The sequence below is a fragment of the Mesorhizobium sp. M1217 genome, assembly GCF_040318275.1.
GTDB lineage: Bacteria > Pseudomonadota > Alphaproteobacteria > Rhizobiales > Rhizobiaceae > Mesorhizobium.
The window spans coordinates 27,735-44,569 of the sequence record NZ_JAMYMA010000013.1 but is presented as its reverse complement, the minus strand read 5'-3'; the positions used below and the strand labels follow the sequence as shown (position 1 = coordinate 44,569).

Genomic DNA, 16,835 nt, shown 5'->3' with positions numbered 1-16,835 from the left:
GAACGTCAGGCGGAAATCAGCGACTTGCCGGCAACGCCAAGGCTGTCGGCGCCGCCGATGACGCGCTCCTTCAGCGCGCCCACCTCGCCCAGCAGGTTCTCGGCGAAGAACCGGCAAAGCGCGATGCGGTTTTGGTCGGCAAGCGCACCGCGCGCCAGATAGGCGCTGCCAGCGGCAAGCGAGATCAGCCTGAGATAAGGCGTGGCGCCGGCCAGCGCCTCGTCGGAACGGCCTTCGGCCTGCAGGTCTTGCAGGAAACAGGTCACCTGTGTGAGGTCGTCGAGCGCCTGGTCGAGGCGATCGGCGGTGCTGCCGAAGCCTTCAAGGTTCGACGCTCGCACCGCATCGGCGACGGCCTTGAGCTCGGCGATGTAGCCATGCACATGCCGACCGCCGCCGAGCGGCAGTTTGCGCGTCACCAGATCGATTGCCTGGATGCCATTGGTGCCTTCGTAAATGGGCGCAATGCGTGCGTCGCGATAAAGCGCTGCAGCCCCCGTCTCCTCGATGAACCCCATGCCGCCATGCACCTGAAGCCCAAGCGAGGCGACTTCGACGCCGACATCGGTGGAAAACGCCTTGGCCAGCGGCGTCAAAAGATTGGCGCGTTCCTGCCAGTGCTTTGCATCCTCGCTCGCGGACGCGAGATCGATGGCGTAGGCGCAGGAATAGCAGATGGCGCGGGCAATCTGGGTCAGCGCCTTCATGGTCAAAAGACTGCGCTGGATGTCGGGGTGATGCACGATCGGCGCCATGCCGGTACCGCGATAGCTTGCCGCCTTGCCTTGCCGGCGCTCGTTGGCGTAGGCCAGCGCCTTCTGCGTCGCCGCCTCGGCGACCGCGACGCCCTGCATGCCGACGGCAAGGCGCGCATTGTTCATCATGGTGAACATGCAGGCGAGGCCTTTGTTCTCCTCGCCGACCAGCCAGCCAATCGCGCCGGGCGTGCTGCCCTCGAAGCCATCGCCATAGATCATGGTGCAGGTCGGCGAAGCGTGGATGCCCAATTTGTGCTCCAGCGCGGAGCAGAAGACGTCATTGCGCCCGCCCAGCGCGCCATCGTCGCCAACCAGGAATTTCGGCACCAGGAACAGCGAAAGGCCACGCGTGCCGGCCGGCGCGTCCGGCAGCCGCGCCAGCACCAGATGGATGATGTTGTCGGTGAAATCGTGCTCGCCATAGGTAATGAAGATCTTTTGCCCGAAGATGCGGTAGGTGCCGTCGCCGGCCGGCTCGGCACGGGTTCGCAAGGCATTCAGGTCCGAGCCGGCCTGCGGCTCGGTCAGGTTCATAGTGCCCATCCATTCGCCAGAGACCAGCTTTTCCAGATATTTGGCCTTGAGCGCTTGCGAGCCGTGCTTGTCGAGTGCTTCGACCGCACCCATGGTCAGCGTCGGAGCGATGCCGAACGCCATTGAGGCGGAGTTCCACATTTCGAGCGCGGCGGCGCCGAGCATGGCCGGCAGCGCCTGGCCGCCATACGCTTCCGGCGCGGACAGCGCGTTCCAGCCGCTATCTATCCAGCGGCGATAAAGTTCCTTCCAGCCGGTTGGCGTGGTGACGGCAGCGCCGTTGAGCACCGCGCCTTGCCGGTCGCCGATCTCATAGAGCGGCGCCACCTCCTCACTGGCGAAACGGCCGGCCTCGGCCAGAATGGCGTCGACGAGGTCTTCGCCGAGTTCGCCAAAGGTGCCGGCATCGAGCGCCGCCTTCAAGCCGGCGACATGCTTCAGGGTGAAGGCGATTTCCTCGACCGGTGCCCGATACATGGCGCTCGCTTCTCCTCAGCCTGGCTCTCCTCAGTCCGGCAGGCCAAGTTAAGACCCGTGCCGGCGCAAAATCATCAGCTTTCGGAGTTCCCTGTCCATCTTCTTTTTACGTAAACGTCAAACTTTGTCACGTGGATTTTGCAATTGCCACGACGCAGGCTAAATTCGCCAAGATAGAGCAGAATACCGAAATAGGATTGCCTCGTGCTCGCAGACCTGACGCCCATCGCTGCATCGAATGCGCCTGCTTTGGCGGGCGGCCGGTTTTTGCTATCATGAAGGTAAGGTCGAGAACGGCGCAGCCTATTGGTCGGATCGCGGCACATTGTGCTCACCACCATGCTCGCTGACCCCTCATCGCAAACGCGAGGCCGAGGGAACGCTGTCGCAAGTGCCGGCGCTAAATCCGTTTCATATCCCCTCTCGCCAGTGACAACCATCAAGACCATCGACGGAGAAGCTGTCCGAGCCGTGGCATCCGCGGGCCGCGATCGAAAGCATTTCCTTAACCATGGCGGTTCAGGATCTGGCTTTGGCCAGCAAGGACCTGCTGTTTGAAAACGCCGGCGCACCCCCTTGTCCGCTCAGCGCTTCTCCTTGTCGCGGCCGCGATAACCCTGGCGCTGACGCCGGCAAGGGCCTCGGATTTCTCCGAACCGTGGAAGGATGCGGACCGGGCGCTGGTCGTCGACGCCTACGAATACAATTCCATTGACTGGACCCGGCTAGCTGCCGACAAGCGTCTTGTCGGCTTCATCAACAAGGCATCCGACGGAATGCCGCCACCCTATTTCTGTTTCGGCGACGAGACCGCGTCTGTGCAAGACGCTTTGGAAGCGCCATGCGATGGCACAGGAACTGTTCCAGACGCGCAAGGTGGTGGCCAAGGCGCTGGGCCTGAAATGGGGTGCCTATCATCTCGCCCGCCCTGGCAACCCCGTGGGACAGGCCAATAATTTCATCAATTTCGTGAAACCCGGGCCGGATGACCTGCTTGCCCTCGACATCGAGGACGATGATCCCACCCAATGGATGTCGCTCGAGGATGCCGAGGAATTCGTGCGCCATGTGCATCGTCGGGTTGGCCGCTTTCCGGTGCTCTACACCAACGGCACGACCGCCAGGCATATCGCCGACAATAAGTATAAATACCCGCTCCTGTCCCGGTTGCCGCTGTGGTACGCGCGTTATAAGCCAGACATCGATGTGCATTTTCCGATGGGCAACTGGCAGGGCTATGCGCTCTGGCAGTTTTCGGCGCGAGCAAATTGCGGCCGGTTCCGCTGTCCCTACAGGGTTGCGGGCACGCCCAACGATATCGATGTCAGCGTCGCGCCGATGAACGCGACGGAATTGCGCGCACAGTGGCCGTTCGGCGGCCTGATCGACGTGCAGCCGGATTATCTCGCCTCGATACCGGTGCCGCTCTCACGCGAGGCGGGGCTCGCCGGCACTGCCATGACCTATGCCACAGTGGCAGCACCCGCGAGCCTCGAGCAACTGGTCGCGGTATTTAGGACGCGCTTGGCCAGGTTCAGCAGCGGCTTTCAAATGCCTGCGGCGAAGGCGGCGCCGAGCCTTCCGCGCGGGATTGCCGAATATGTTGCCTGGACGCGAAACGAAGAGCGCCTGGCATCGGTGTCTGGAATTGCCCCCACCGCCGATGCGGTCAGCAGCGTCTCGTCCGTATTCGGCCGCGGCCTGCGCTGAGGCTGAGGGCCGCCTGAAGCGTCAGTTCGCCTGCTCGCGCGCCACCGCCAGCCAGCCAATGTCGCGGCGGCAAAAGCCTTGCGGCCAGTCGATCCGGTCGAGCGCGGCGTAAGCCTTCTTCTGCGCCTCGCCGACGGTGCGGCCGGTCGCCGTGACGTTGAGCACGCGACCGCCATTGGCGACGAGTGCGCCGCCGTTGATTGCGGTGCCGGCGTGAAAAATCTCGACGCCCTCACCTGCCGCCGCCTCGACGCCGCGAATGACCGAGCCCTTTTCCGGCGTGCCGGGATAACCCCTGGCTGCCATCACCACGGTGAGCGCCGCCTCGTCGCGCCAGCGCACCGAGGTGTGCGCCAGCTGGCCGTCGGCGGCGGCGTTGAGCAGGACCAGGAGATCGTCCTTCAGCCGCATCATCAGCACCTGGCATTCCGGGTCGCCGAAACGGTTGTTGTATTCGATCAGCTTCGGCCCGCTGTCTGATATCATCAGCCCGGCGAACAGCACGCCGGAAAACGGCGCGCCTGTTTCAGCCATGCCGCGCATGGTCGGCTCGACGATCTCGCGCATGGTTCGGTCGATCATCTCCGGCGTCATCACCGGCGCCGGCGAATAGGCGCCCATGCCGCCGGTGTTGGGGCCGGTGTCGCCGTCACTGAGGCGCTTATGATCCTGCGCGGTGCCGAAGGGCAGCGCGGTGATGCCGTCGCAAAGGCAGAAGAAGCTTGCCTCTTCGCCGCTGAGAAACTCCTCGACCACCACTTCGGCGCCGGCCTGGCCGAAGGAGCCGTCGAAACAGGCGTCGAGCGCGGCCAGCGCCTCGTCAAGCGTCATGGCGACGGTGACGCCCTTGCCGGCAGCGAGGCCGTCGGCCTTGATGACGATCGGCGCACCCATTCTCTCGACATAGGCCTTGGCCGAAGCCAGATCGCCGAAGCGGCCATAGGCGGCGGTCGGGATGCCGTATTTGGCGCAGAGGTCCTTGGTGAACCCCTTCGAGCCTTCCAGCCGTGCCGCTGCCTTTGACGGGCCGAAGACGCGGATGCCCTCGGCGCGAAGGTCGTCGGCAATGCCGGCGACCAGCGGCCCTTCCGGGCCGACCACGACGAGGTCTATTTCTTTCTCGCGGCAAAACCGGACCACCGCTGCATGATCCGAAACATCGAGCCTCACCAGTTCGGCTTCGCCGCCGATGCCCGGATTGCCGGGCGCCGCGTAGAGTTTGGTCAGCAGCGGCGACGCCGCCATCTTCCAGGCCAACGCATGTTCTCGTCCGCCGGAGCCGATCAGCAAAACACGCATGCCTGGATTCCTTGCCCGTTCCGATCAGGACTGCGCTATTGCGCCCCGGGCGGCGGGTCAAGACATTTGGCTGTCCGCGGCGGCGATTCCGCGCCGCGAGCGGATCCGGCCTGCTTGACGCTTGACGGCATTCGCCTCTGCTGCCACTCCAGCAAAATGGAAACCGTCCAGTCGAAAGCGGCCCAGGGCCGCGTCGCCGATGCGCCGAGCGGCCACTGGGTCTATCGCGCGCTGCCGCGGGGGTTGTGGCCCTATGCGCAGCTTGCCCGATGGGACCGGCCGATCGGCTGGCAATTGCTGCTGTGGCCATGCTGGTGGTCGGCTGCACTTGCCGCGAGCGCCTATCCGCGTCCGACGGACCCGCTGCTCTCGCTGCTGCCGTCGCCGTGGTATCTGCTGCTGTTTTTTCTTGGCGCGTTCGCCATGCGTGGCGCCGGCTGCACCTACAACGACCTAGTCGACGAGGACATCGACAACCAGGTGGAACGCACACGCTCGCGACCGCTGCCGGCCGGCAAGGTTACGCGCCGGCAGGCCTGGATGTTTGTTGTCTTGCAGGCACTGGTCGGCCTCGCCGTGCTTTTGCAGTTCAACAGCTTGGCCATCTTGCTCGGCATCGGCTCGCTGGTCATCGTCGCCATCTACCCGTTCATGAAGCGGTACACCAATTGGCCGCAACTGGTTCTCGGTCTTGCCTTTTCCTGGGGGGCGCTGATGGGATGGGCGGTCGAGTTCGGCGATCTCGATGGGCCGGCAATCATGCTCTATATCGGCTCGATCCTGTGGGTGATCGGCTATGACACGATCTATGCGCATCAGGACAAGGAGGACGACGCCATCGTCGGCGTGCGCTCGACGGCGCGCCTGTTCGGCGACAACACCAAGGGCTGGCTTGCCGGACTTTATGGCGGAGCGCTGGTCTGCTTCGCCATTGCTTTCGCCTCGGCGCAGGCACCGGTGCCGGCGCTCGCCGGGCTGATTGCCGCCGGCGCCCATCTGGCGCGGCAGATCGGCGTGCTCGACATCGACGATCCGGACCAGTGCCTGAGGCTGTTCAGATCGAACAACCAGGTCGGCTGGCTGATCTTCCTCGGCCTGATCGGCGGCGCGGTGTGGGTGGCGCTGAAGCCGCTGGTTTAGGAGCCTTTTCCCTTCTCCCCCTGTGGGAGAAGGTGGATTGGCGCGTAGCGCCAAGACGGTTGAGGGGTGTTGGAAGAAATGAGGCGTTGGCGGTCCCTGGAACACCCCTCATCCGACCGAGCTCCGCTCGGCCACCTTCTCCCACAGGGGGAGAAGGAAGAGGCGCTCAGGCCTATTCCCGCGAAATAAGCTCCTCGCCGCCGATGACCAGCCTGAGGCCGAGGTCGCCGGCGCGGCGGCGGGCGAGGAAGCGCGGGCGGCGCATGGTCGAGACGCGACCTTTGCGACGGTCCTGCGCCGGGAGCGCCTTGATGGCGGCGCCGAGCGATTCTTCCAGCGTGCGGGCAATGCCGTCGGCCTCGATCAGAAGCATCGGCAGGCGGTAGGCGTCGGCCCAGGCGCGCCAGTCGGCGGCGACGTCGTCGAGATCGTCGGCGACCAGCAGCGGCACCGACAGCATCGGGTCGTTGTGCAGAAGCTCAAGCGTCACTGTGACATTGCCATCCGGATCCTCCATGGCGCGGGCGGCGACGCCGCGAAACGCGTTGGCGGGCAGAGCGATGATCGCCGGCACGCCACTCATCTCCAGCGTGCGGCGGATAACCGCGCCGCGCTGATCGATGGTGAAGGTAACGTCGCCATAGTCGTCGCGCGTGGCGTAGCTCACCACCTGCGGCAGGCGGAATGGGTCGAGGCGCATATTGCGCCCGGCCCAGACTGGCTTCAGTCCAGTGTTCATATCGTGCCTTTCCTGTTTCTCCTGAGAGCCGGTGTTTCCGGATCTCCGGGCCGGTTTTCCCAGCCTCGTTGTGGAGAAACATTAGCGCGAGCTTCTTATCCTCGCGCTTAAGAAAGTCGGTTAAATTTTGCTGATCCGAGGCGGATGGTTATCGGAATACGAACCGGCGCGGGCCGGCGAAAGGATCAGATAACCTTACCGGGATTCATGATGCCGGCGGGATCGAAAGCGGCCTTCACCCTGCGCATCAGCTCGATCGCCATCGGCGGCGCCGTCGCGATCAATTCGTCCCGCTTCAACTGACCGATGCCGTGCTCGGCCGAGATCGAGCCATGAAACGAGCGCACGACGTCGTGCACGGCCTTGTTCATGACGTGGTAAAGGCCGAGAAACGCCTCGTCGTCACCGTCGACCGGCCGGGAAATGTTGTAGTGCAGATTGCCGTCGCCCATGTGGCCGAAGCAGACGACGCGTGCGCCGGGACTGACCGATTGCACGGCGCCGGCGGCCTTTTCGATGAAGGGCGGGATCGACGCCACCGGCACCGAGATGTCGTGCTTGATCGAGGCACCTTCGGGTCTCTGCGCCTCGGGCAGCACTTCGCGGAAATTCCAGAACGCATCGCCCTGGGCGATGCTTGACGCGATCACCGCATCGCCGACGATCCCTTGCTCGAGGCCTGCCTCCAGCACCTCTTCGATCAGCGCCCGTGCATCCTCGGCCGAGCGGCCCGACGAGATCTGCATCAGCACATACCACGGCCAATCGCCGGCCAGCGGCCGCACTACGCCTTGTGCGTGGGCAAGCGTGAAGTCGTAAGGCCTCTGGCCGATCAGCTCGAAGGCGGTGAGCGCTGCCCCTGCACGGTCCATCGCGAGGCTGAACAGCGACAGTGCCGCCTCCGGCGATGACAGGCCGGCAAACGCCACCTCGCGCCCCTTGGGCTTGGGGAAAAGCTTGAGCACGGCGGCGGTGATGATGCCGAGCGTACCCTCGGCGCCGACGAACAGGTCCTTCAGATCATAACCGGTATTGTCCTTCTTCAGCTTGCGCAGATCGTCGAACACTTCGCCGGTCGGCAGCACCACTTCGACGCCGAGGCAGAGTTCGCGCGCATTGCCGTAGGCAAGCACGCCGGTGCCACCGGCGTTGGAAGAGAGATTGCCGCCGATCTGGCAGGAGCCTTGCGCGGCAAGCGACAGCGGAAACAGCCGGTCGGCGGCATCGGCCGCTTCCTGCAGCGTTTGCAGGATGACGCCGGTTTCGACCGTCACCGTGTTGGACAGGGTATCGATCTCACGGATGCGGTTTAGCCGCGACAGCGACAGCACGATCTCGCGGCCGGACGCGTCCGGCACCTGGGCGCCGACCAGCCCGGTGTTGCCGCTTTGCGGTACAATCGGCATGCCCGTTTCGGTCGCCAGCCGCATGATGCGGCTGATCTCCTCGACGCTGCCCGGCCTCAGCACCAGCGCCGTCCTGCCGTGCCAAAGTCCGCGCCGCTCGGTGAGGTAAGGCGCGATGTCCTGCTGGTCGCGCAGCGCATATTTGTCGCCGACGATTGTCACAAAGCGCGCGATGACGGCAGGATCGAGGTCGGGGGAAATGTCGTTCATGGGTGGAAACTATGGTGCTCAATCCATCTTGTCACGAGGGGCGATCTTGTCACGCGGGGCGGCGGCGCGCGAAAGCCTGTCGTTGATCGCCTCGCCCAGCCCTTCGAACGGGATCGGCTCGACGGCGATGGTTTTGGCGCCGCTGCCATCGAGATCCTGCAGATGAGCGAAGAGATTGCTTGCTGCCTCGCGCAGGTCGCCGGTCTCCGACAAATTGCGCAGTGCGGCTGCATCGCGCCAGCCCTCGGCACGGCGGCGGCCGAAGGCCAGCAAGGCTTCGCCTGTGGCGACCTTGCCGGCATTGAGCCGCACCGCCGCACCCGGAGCGTAATGCGAGGCGAGCATGCCGGGCGCCTCGATGCCCGAAGCGCCGCGCAGCAACTTTGTCCCGGCCACTGCTTCGATCTCTTCGGCGGCAATGCCGCCCGGTCGCAGCAGCCGCAGCTTTCCGGCTTCGACCTTGAGGATGGTCGATTCCAGCCCGACCGGCGTCGCGCCGCCATCGACCACAAGCTTGATCCTGGGACCGAGGTCGGCCGCCACTGCTTCCGCCGTCGTGGCGCTGATCCTGCCCGAGGAATTGGCGCTGGGCGCCGCAAGCGCGCGACCGAACCTGGCAATCAGCTCGCCGCCAAAGCCTTTCGGCATGCGCAGCGCGATGGTGTCCAGACCGGCGGTGACCAGCGGATGAATGCCGTTGCTGGGCCGTTGCGGCAGCACCATCGTCAGCGGCCCCGGCCAGAATACCTGCGCCAATCTTTCCGACAGCGGATCGAACAGCGCGATGCGCTCGGCCATCGCCGGATCGGCTATATGGGCGATCAGCGGGTTGAAGCGAGGTCGGCCCTTGGCTTCGAAGATACGAGCCACGGCAACGCCGTTGGTCGCGTCGCCGGCCAGGCCATAGACGGTCTCGGTCGGTATGGCGACGACGTCGCCGCTTTCGAGCAGCGCCAACGCCCTTTCCATCGCCTCGCCGACGGCACGAATTTCAGCCACTGTCGTCACCTCACGGATGCGGGTGCCTAATACGGCGACGCCGGGCGAGCAAGCCCAGGCATTGGCGAATCGCAAATCGCTAAAATGCTATGTTTCCCCGCAAGCCGGCATCAACTGCCCTCGGCTACGGTGCCGTCTTGTTGGGCAAGGGGAATTATCATGCTTTCGATGCGTATCCTTGGAGCGCTTGGTCTGGCGGTTATGGCCAGCACGGCACAGGCCTCATCGCTGGTTTTTCTCGGGCAAACGACGGCGACGCCTTCGGTTGTAAGTGCCAGCGCGCTCGAACGGGCGAAAACACGGTCGATCGTCGCGCTCGGCGAGAAGTTGCCTGACGTCAATGAAAACGTCACCGATGAAAAGGTCGCGGCAATCCCGAGCCAGCCGAGTCGTGGCTTCGACGGAAGTCCGATGATCATTCGCGGCGGTATCGTCGGCGATGCCTTTGCAACGCCTGCGCCCAAAGCCGCGCCGGCCACCGCTGCCGCGCCCGCCGCGAACAGCAAGGCCGATCCAAAGGTCGCCAGCAAAACCCCTGAGCCGGCAGCGCCGCAGCCTGCGCCGCTAGCAGCTCCCGACCAGCCCAAATAGCGCCACAAGCGATGATTTTTTCCCAGACGTCAGCCGGCTATCTTGGAGAAATCCGCGACCCGGTCGGTCGCCGCGCGGATGCGGGCGAGCAATGCCAGGCGATTGGCGCGCACCGCCTGGTCCTCGTCGTTTACCAGGACTTTCTCAAAGAATGAATCAACCGGCTCGCGCAACACGCTAAGCGCCAGCATGGCGGCGGAAAAGTCTTCGTTTTGAATTCCTTCGCCGGCTTGCCTCTCGGCCTGATTCACCGCCGCGAACAGGGTTTTTTCGGCGCCCTCCCGGAACAGAGCCGGCTCAACGCTGCTTGCGATCGCTGTCGCCTTCTTCTCTTCGGCAGCCACGATGTTGGCCGCGCGCTTGGTGCCGGCAAGCAGGTTCTTGCCGTCCTCGGTGTCGAGGAACGAGCCAAGGGCTTCGACCCGGCGGACGATTTGCAGAAGGTCGTCGTTTTGCGAAGCCCCCTCATCCGGCCGCTTCGCGGCCACCTTCTCCCCGAGGGGAGAAGAGGTCGCCAACGCCGGTGCCAGCCTCTTCTCCCCAGCGGGGAGAAGGTGGCCCGAAGGGCCGGATGAGGGGGCAGCGCCACTCGCCAGCACCGCGTCGATCAGGTCGTGCCGCGCACCCTGATCGCGGAGATAGACTTTGAGGCGATCGTGGAAGAAGGAGAGGAGATTGTTGATCTCTTGCTGCTGCCTTTCTCCGGAACGCTCAAAGGTGTTGTTTGAGATTGCGGAATCGCGTTCGATGACGAGATCGGTAAGCGAATCTCCTCCGAGTTGCTGGTCTAGCTCCGCAGCAATTTCGAACTGTCGGTCGAGTTTGGGATCGCGTATGTGACCTGCAATATCTTCGGACGCGATATTGGCCACAGATTTCAGGGACAACCTAATCCCGTTCTCAATCAGTATCCTCGTTACCCCCAGCGCCGCTCTCCGCAGCGCATAGGGGTCCTTCGATCCGGTCGGTTTTTCGTCGATCGCCCAGAACCCGACCAGCGTATCGAGCTTGTCGGCGAGCGCCACGGCGATCGATACCGGATCAGTCGGCACGCGATCTGACGGCCCCTGCGGCTTGTAGTGCTCCTCGATCGCAGCGGCGACCGACGGATGCTCGCGTTGCAGCAGGGCGTATTTGCGACCCATGGCGCCCTGCAGTTCCGGGAATTCGCCAACCACCTCGGTGGTGAGATCGGCCTTGGCGAGGACGGCAGCGCGACGCGCCAGCGCGGTAATCTCCCCCCTTGAGGGGGAGATGTCGCCGAAGGCGACAGAGGGGATCGGTGCGTCCTGACGCGACTCTCTCTTGTGGACCGAGGATGCCGGCGCTTCACGCGAAGCGACCCCCTCTGGCCTGCCGGCCATCTCCCCCTCAAGGGGGGAGATTGCGCGCACCACGATTGGTGCCAGTTCTTCGGCCAAGCGCGCAATCCGCTCCACCCGCTCGCCCTGCGTGCCGAGCTTGGCATGAAACGTCACATTGAGATGGTCGAGGCGGGCCATGCGCTGGTCGAGCGGCTTGTTGAGGTCAAGCCCGAACTTTTCCGCCGATGCCTGCAACTGGTCGAGATCCGGCAGGTCGCCCTGGTCGGTCTTCCAGAAATAGAGCGCGTCGGACAGGCGGGCGCGCACCACCTTGCCGTTGCCATGGGCGATCTCCTTGCCGCCATCCTTGGCCTCGACATTGGCGGTCAGGATGAAGCGGTTGGAGAGCTCTTCGCCCGCGCCATGCGGCCGCGTCACAAAACACTTCTGGTTGGCGCGGATGGTGAGCCGGATCACCTCGGCCGGAATGGCCAGAAAATCCTGCTCGAATTCGCCCATCAGCACGACGGGCCATTCGACCAGGCCCGACACTTCCTCCAGCAGCCCCTCGTCCTCGACGAGGTCGAGCCCGCTGGCGAAGGCGAGGTTCCTGGCATCGGCAAGAATGATCTCCTTGCGTCGGTCGGCATCGAGCACGACCTTGGCCGCTTCAAGCTTGGCGACGTAATCGTCAAAGCGGCGCACCGTGATGGCGCCCGGCGCATGAAAACGGTGGCCGTAGGTGACGTTGCCTGAGCGGATACCGTCGATCTCGAAATCGACCACCACCGGCTCCTCGGTTTCCGGGCCGAAGGTGCACAGGATCGATTGCAGCGGCCGCACCCAGCGCAGCGACCCGGGCTTGGCCGACGCCGGTCCCCAGCGCATCGATTTCGGCCAGGGGAAGTTGCGGATGATGCCCGGCACCAGCTCGGCGATGATCTGCTCCGCCGACCTGCCCGGCCTGGAAATATGGGCGACATAGAAGTCGCCCTTCTTCGGATCGGAATGGACATGCGCCTCGGCAATCGAGGCAAGGCCGGCCTTGCGCAGAAAACCTTGCACCGCCTGCTCGGGCGCCTTGGTCGAGGGGCCCTTGATCTCCTCGCTGATGTCCTTCGAGCGGGCGGTCAGGCCGCGGATGTCGAGCGCCAACCGACGCGGCGTCCAATGTTCGCGCGCCGCCTCATAGGTCAGCCCGGCTTCGACCAGACCGTCGGTCAAAAGCTTCCTGAGATCGCCGGCCGCCTTGCGCTGCATGCGAGCGGGGATTTCTTCGGAACGAAGTTCTAGAAGCAGGTCAGGCATTGAAAGAGCTCACGCGACAAAAAACAGCCGCCGCTTCGCGGCGTCCTCCCCCATCGAGGCGGAGGTAAGCGGGGCATAGCAACTCGGTCGGCTGCTGTCACCCTTCCCAGCAAGATCGGGCCAGCACGATCAAGGCGTCCAGCGGCGATTTCCGAAAAAATTCAGCCTCCTGTCGGACACGCGCCGGTCCGCCCGTCCTTGGATCAAAGATTTCCATGAACCGAACGCAGCGCTGAAGCGACCAACGCTCAGGCAGAGAGCTATTGGCTGAACGACCATGAAAACGGCATCGACATTCCTGCAGATCCTCGCGCTCAGCGCCTGTTTTACAGCGCAGGTGCACGGTGCCTTCTCGATGCCCGGCGTCCGGCAGGCGCTGCGGACAATAGCCGGTGCAAGCGGCCAAGGCACGTTGCCAATCAGCGCCCCTGTCGAAATCGCCTGGAGCTAAGCCGCCATTCCACCCGCCTGCGTCAGCAGAAACGCCTCGCCGCAGGCTTTGGCCAGATTGCGCACCCGCAAGATGTAGCTCTGGCGCTCGGTGACGGAAATGACGCCGCGTGCGTCGAGCAGGTTGAAGACATGGCTGGCCTTGATGCACTGGTCGTAGGCGGGGAATACCATCCTGTGCATCGCCAGATTGTCGTTCGACGCCGGCGCGCCGGCTTGTAGCAGCGCCTTGCACTCGGCCTCGGCGTCTTCGAAATGCCTGAGCAGCATCACCGTGTTGGCGAATTCGAAATTGTGGCGCGAATATTCCTGCTCGGCCTGCAGGAAGACGTCGCCATAGGTCACCTTGTCGGCGCCTTCGCGGCCGTTGAAGTTGAGGTCGTAGACATTGTCGACGCCCTGCACATACATGGCCAGCCGTTCCAGCCCGTAAGTGAGCTCACCCGCCACCGGCGCGCATTCGATGCCGCAGACCTGCTGGAAATAGGTGAACTGCGACACCTCCATGCCGTCGCACCAGCACTCCCAGCCCAGTCCCCAGGCGCCCAGTGTCGGGCTTTCCCAGTCGTCCTCGACGAAGCGGATGTCGTGCAGCAGCGGATCGATGCCGATCGCGGCCAGCGAGCCGAGGTAAAGCTCCTGCAAATTGGGCGGATTGGGCTTCAGGATCACCTGGTATTGGTAATAATGCTGCAGCCGGTTCGGATTTTCGCCATAGCGGCCGTCCTTGGGGCGGCGCGAGGGCTGGACATAGGCCGCGTTCCAGCGTTTTGGGCCGAGCGCGCGCAATGTCGTTGCCGGATGAAAGGTACCGGCGCCGACTTCCATGTCGTAAGGCTGGAGGACGACGCAGCCATAGTCCGCCCAATAATTATGCAAGGTCAGGATCAGCCCCTGGAACGAGCGGCTGGGATGCGTGTGGGCAGGGATGTCAACGGTCACGGCGGCCTCCGGCGGGATGCGGCACCTCGTAGAGTGCCGCTCCGCGACCGTCAAGGCGATGGGGTCACCCCTTCGGGGCGGGCGCCGGCTCGGGCTTTACGTTCGGGGTTTCCTGCGCCGTGTTGGATTCGATCGGCGGCAGGCCCTTCATCAGCTTTTGCTGCAAGGCGGCAAGCACGTCCGGGTCCGGCTTCAGGTCGCGGGCCTGGTTCCACTGGAAGGTGGCTTCCAGCTTGCGGCCAACGCGCCAGTAGGCGTCGCCGAGGTGATCGTTGAGCACCGGATCCTCCGGCTTCAACGAAACGGCGCGTTCCATTTCGCGCACAGCGTCGTCGAACTGGCCAAGGCGATAATAGGCCCAGCCCAGCGAATCGACGATGTAGCCGTCGCTCGGCCTCAGGTCGACGGCCTTCTGGATCATCGCGAGGCCTTCCTTGAGGTTCATGTCCTTGTCGACCCAGGAATAGCCGAGATAGTTCAAAACCTGCGGCTGGTCGGGGTAGAGCTCCAGCGCCTTGCGGAAATTCGGCTCGGCCTTCGGCCATTCCTTCAGCCGCTCATAGGCGATGCCGCGCTGGTAGAAGATGTTCCAGTTGACGGCGGTCGGCGTCTTCAGCACCTCGACCGCCTTGTCATAAAGATTGGCGGCGGAGCGGAAATCCTCCTTCGAGGAATAGACCCCGCCGAGCGCCAGATAGGCGCGCATGTCGTCGGGATGCGCATCGACGATGGCCTTGAGGTGGGTGATCGCCTCGTCGTTGCGGTCGAGATCGGCAAGGTTGAGGCCGAGCTGCAGGTCCGAAAGCTCCTTCAGCGGCGAACCGGCGGGAATGCGGCGATAGAGCGCGATGGCGCCCTCGCCGTCCTTCAACTGCTCGGCAACGGCGGCAAGCTGAACGAGCGCCGCGTCATTGTCGGGCCGCAGCGCCAGCGCATATTGCAGATAAAGCCGCACGAACGGCTCGCCGCCGCCGCGGTTGAGCGCGGTGGCGAGATCGAGCAGGATTTCCGAGGCGCCGTCCGACGGGCCGGCAGCGAAGGGTTGGATCCTTTCGCCCTTGTTGATCTTGTCGCGAAGGGCTGCAATCTCGACCTTGCCGGGCGCAAATGTCTCGGCCTGGTCGAGCACCGACAGCGCCTTGGCCTTGTCGCCCTTACGGGCGAGGAAAGAGGCGTAGGCCTGCGCGTTGCGCATCCATGTTTCGGGGGCGGCACCGCCGGCGGCCGTGTCCTGCAGGGTGGCGGTGTAGAGCGCATCCGCCCTGTCGGGCAGGCCGGAGGCGTCGGCAATCAAGGCACGGTGGAAGGACTTGAACAGGCCGAACCAGTCGGGGCCCTGCAGCTTGTCGATGGAAGCCATGGCCTCGCCGGCGTCACCCGCACCCTGCTTGGCCCAGCCGGTCATGACGCCGGAAATCAGCCGGTCGAGATCGGATTCGAGCGACAGCTTGAGCCAGTATTCGGCCTTGGAGAAATCCTTCTTGTGGAAGGAATCGATGGCCAGCGCCAGGCGCGAGAAGCGCTCGACATCGGGAACCGCCTTGAGCTTGTCGGCGTAGACCAGGGACTCATCGAAGCGCCCCTGTGCGATCAGCGACAGCATCAGGCTCTGCTGCAGTCCCGTATCGTTCGGATCGAAGGCAAGCGCCTGCTTGTAGTAGGAGACGGCGCTGTCGAGGTCGTTGTCGCCTTCGGCAATCCGGGCGGCGAGATAGGCCCCCGAGAAGGATGTGATCCTGACCGGCTCTGCGGTCTGTTTGGCATGGACCGGCAGAGCCGAGATCGCCATGCCCGTCGCGATTGCCAGCCCCGTCAGCCAGCGCGCATATCCTTGCCGCATCATATCCCTTTCAGCCAAACGCCATCTCCGCGTCAGCGGGATCGCCGTAGACTCGATCTTTACAGGTAAAGCATGGCCTTTTTGGGGTCGTGCTTCAACCCGGCCCGAATTCACAATCGGGTCAAGCAATTAATAAACCATGCCGAAAGGGCCTGAACTGCGACCCTTGACCGCGTGGCGTCCGCTTTGGCGCTGCCTGCGCGTCGCTATTTGCCCGATGCCGTAAGCGATCCATAAGCGCCATCGGTTGAAAGCTTCCGCCATGCAACTTTGCGTGGCAGGATGAGATTTCAATTCTTGCTTCGCCAGCCATGGGGGCGCCGATGCTGGAAGTGCCGCGCGACGAAGAAGCCTTCGCCATCGTCGATCGTATCTACGAAGCAGCGTTCGCCGCCGCCGACGCCGGAGGTCAATCCCAGAAGGGCCGCCGAACAAGCCGGTAAGTGAGGCGTCACGGCCCGGAACTCAGGACGTTTGCGAAAGCCTTGCGTCGAGCGCCTGCATGGCGACGGTGACAAGATCGTGCAGCCGTTTTTTCGGAATGCCGTCGCGTGCCTGCACCGAAAGGCCGTGCATCAGCGTGGCATAATAATCGCCCAACGCCGCGGCGTCGGTGGCCGGCTTCAATTCGCCATCGCGCACGGCCTTTTTCAATCGCTCGACGATCGATGCGGTACGTGCCAGCCGGTGCTCCGCCAGCCATTGCAGCACGGCGTCATTTTCGACGGCGCAATTGGTCGCGGCCGTCACCACCATGCAGCCCTGCGGCCGCCCCGGCCGCGTATAGATTTCGACGGCGTCGCGAAGCATGCGCTCGATGACGCGCCGGACGTTTGGTTCTTCCTGCAGCGCGCGCGTGGCGAAGCCGCCCTCATTGGCTTCGTAAAGCGCCACCGCTTCGCGAAACAGGTCCTCCTTCGAGCCGAAGGCGGCATAGATGCGCGCCGATGCGAGGCCAAGCGCCGATACGAGATCGGCCATCGAGGTGCCCTCGTAGCCGCGTCTCCAAAAGGCGTCGCGGGCTTTCTCAAGCGCCTGGTCGCGGTCGAATTCCCTTGGCCTGCCTGCCATGGCGGTCTCCAATTTTTGTCGATCAACAAATAATCCGCTTGACTTCGGATTGCAAAT

At 64.0% G+C, this 16,835-nt stretch carries 13 protein-coding genes; 4 read left to right on the top strand and 9 right to left on the bottom strand.

Features of this window, described 5'->3' with window-relative positions:
* Positions 1–5 precede the first annotated feature (5 nt).
* Positions 6–1,769: an acyl-CoA dehydrogenase family protein gene (locus NKH37_RS21735; RefSeq protein WP_353041335.1), complete on the bottom strand. Its 1,764-nt coding sequence runs from the start codon at positions 1,767–1,769 to the stop codon at positions 6–8.
* Between the two features lie 846 nt (positions 1,770–2,615).
* Here NKH37_RS21735 and NKH37_RS21725 point away from each other — a divergent pair.
* Positions 2,616–3,479 carry a glycoside hydrolase family 25 protein gene (locus NKH37_RS21725; protein WP_502905996.1) on the top strand — a complete coding sequence of 288 codons (864 nt, stop codon included), beginning with the start codon at positions 2,616–2,618 and terminating at the stop codon, positions 3,477–3,479.
* Between the two features lie 21 nt (positions 3,480–3,500).
* Here the strand turns inward: NKH37_RS21725 and purD are convergent, their stop codons facing one another.
* Positions 3,501–4,778 carry a phosphoribosylamine--glycine ligase gene (gene purD, locus NKH37_RS21720; RefSeq protein WP_352483726.1) on the bottom strand — a complete coding sequence of 426 codons (1,278 nt, stop codon included), beginning with the start codon at positions 4,776–4,778 and terminating at the stop codon, positions 3,501–3,503.
* A gap of 156 nt (positions 4,779–4,934) precedes the next feature.
* Between purD and ubiA the strand changes: the two genes are divergently transcribed.
* Complete coding sequence (gene ubiA, locus NKH37_RS21715; RefSeq protein WP_023716876.1) at positions 4,935–5,918, top strand: 4-hydroxybenzoate octaprenyltransferase; 984 nt, start codon at positions 4,935–4,937, stop codon at positions 5,916–5,918.
* A 172-nt stretch (positions 5,919–6,090) separates the two neighbouring features.
* On the opposite strand, the gene NKH37_RS21710 is transcribed toward ubiA, so the two are convergent.
* From NKH37_RS21710 to NKH37_RS21700, 3 genes are all read right to left on the bottom strand, one after another.
* Positions 6,091–6,657, bottom strand: coding sequence for a DUF6101 family protein (locus NKH37_RS21710; RefSeq protein ID WP_023674094.1), 567 nt, complete (start codon positions 6,655–6,657; stop codon positions 6,091–6,093).
* A 185-nt stretch (positions 6,658–6,842) separates the two neighbouring features.
* On the bottom strand, positions 6,843–8,273 hold the full coding sequence (locus NKH37_RS21705; RefSeq protein WP_023716875.1) for an FAD-binding oxidoreductase: 1,431 nt from the start codon (positions 8,271–8,273) through the stop codon (positions 6,843–6,845).
* 18 nt (positions 8,274–8,291) lie between these two features.
* Positions 8,292–9,272: an L-threonylcarbamoyladenylate synthase gene (locus NKH37_RS21700; RefSeq protein WP_023716874.1), complete on the bottom strand. Its 981-nt coding sequence runs from the start codon at positions 9,270–9,272 to the stop codon at positions 8,292–8,294.
* A 159-nt stretch (positions 9,273–9,431) separates the two neighbouring features.
* On the opposite strand from NKH37_RS21700, the gene NKH37_RS21695 reads away from it, so the two are divergent.
* Positions 9,432–9,863 (top strand): hypothetical protein, encoded by a 432-nt coding sequence (locus tag NKH37_RS21695; protein ID WP_023716873.1) that lies wholly within the window; start codon positions 9,432–9,434, stop codon positions 9,861–9,863.
* Positions 9,864–9,892: 29 nt separating this feature from the next.
* Here the strand turns inward: NKH37_RS21695 and glyS are convergent, their stop codons facing one another.
* Positions 9,893–12,475: a glycine--tRNA ligase subunit beta gene (gene glyS, locus NKH37_RS21690; RefSeq protein ID WP_023716872.1), complete on the bottom strand. Its 2,583-nt coding sequence runs from the start codon at positions 12,473–12,475 to the stop codon at positions 9,893–9,895.
* A 277-nt stretch (positions 12,476–12,752) separates the two neighbouring features.
* Here glyS and NKH37_RS21685 point away from each other — a divergent pair, with 277 nt between their 5' ends.
* Positions 12,753–12,926 carry a hypothetical protein gene (locus NKH37_RS21685; protein ID WP_023716871.1) on the top strand — a complete coding sequence of 58 codons (174 nt, stop codon included), beginning with the start codon at positions 12,753–12,755 and terminating at the stop codon, positions 12,924–12,926.
* Here NKH37_RS21685 and NKH37_RS21680 read toward each other — a convergent pair.
* From NKH37_RS21680 to NKH37_RS21670, 3 genes are all read right to left on the bottom strand, one after another.
* Positions 12,923–13,867 (bottom strand): glycine--tRNA ligase subunit alpha, encoded by a 945-nt coding sequence (locus tag NKH37_RS21680; protein WP_023716870.1) that lies wholly within the window; start codon positions 13,865–13,867, stop codon positions 12,923–12,925. The two genes, NKH37_RS21685 and NKH37_RS21680, sit on opposite strands and share 4 nt — an antisense overlap.
* A 64-nt stretch (positions 13,868–13,931) precedes the next feature.
* Positions 13,932–15,707 carry a tetratricopeptide repeat protein gene (locus NKH37_RS21675; RefSeq protein ID WP_023716869.1) on the bottom strand — a complete coding sequence of 592 codons (1,776 nt, stop codon included), beginning with the start codon at positions 15,705–15,707 and terminating at the stop codon, positions 13,932–13,934.
* 465 nt (positions 15,708–16,172) lie between these two features.
* On the bottom strand, positions 16,173–16,778 hold the full coding sequence (locus NKH37_RS21670; protein WP_023716867.1) for a TetR/AcrR family transcriptional regulator: 606 nt from the start codon (positions 16,776–16,778) through the stop codon (positions 16,173–16,175).
* Positions 16,779–16,835 lie beyond the last annotated feature (57 nt).

Coding starts and splice junctions, on each gene's coding strand:
- glyS (WP_023716872.1), bottom strand. CDS start 12,475: ATGCCTGACCTGCTTCTAGAACTTCGTTCCGAAGAAATCCCCGCTCGC.
- NKH37_RS21670 (WP_023716867.1), bottom strand. CDS start 16,778: ATGGCAGGCAGGCCAAGGGAATTCGACCGCGACCAGGCGCTTGAGAAA.
- ubiA (WP_023716876.1), top strand. CDS start 4,935: ATGGAAACCGTCCAGTCGAAAGCGGCCCAGGGCCGCGTCGCCGATGCG.
- NKH37_RS21710 (WP_023674094.1), bottom strand. CDS start 6,657: ATGAACACTGGACTGAAGCCAGTCTGGGCCGGGCGCAATATGCGCCTC.
- NKH37_RS21735 (WP_353041335.1), bottom strand. CDS start 1,769: ATGTATCGGGCACCGGTCGAGGAAATCGCCTTCACCCTGAAGCATGTC.
- NKH37_RS21705 (WP_023716875.1), bottom strand. CDS start 8,273: ATGAACGACATTTCCCCCGACCTCGATCCTGCCGTCATCGCGCGCTTT.
- NKH37_RS21725 (WP_502905996.1), top strand. CDS start 2,616: ATGGCACAGGAACTGTTCCAGACGCGCAAGGTGGTGGCCAAGGCGCTG.
- NKH37_RS21675 (WP_023716869.1), bottom strand. CDS start 15,707: ATGCGGCAAGGATATGCGCGCTGGCTGACGGGGCTGGCAATCGCGACG.
- purD (WP_352483726.1), bottom strand. CDS start 4,778: ATGCGTGTTTTGCTGATCGGCTCCGGCGGACGAGAACATGCGTTGGCC.
- NKH37_RS21685 (WP_023716871.1), top strand. CDS start 12,753: ATGAAAACGGCATCGACATTCCTGCAGATCCTCGCGCTCAGCGCCTGT.
- NKH37_RS21695 (WP_023716873.1), top strand. CDS start 9,432: ATGCTTTCGATGCGTATCCTTGGAGCGCTTGGTCTGGCGGTTATGGCC.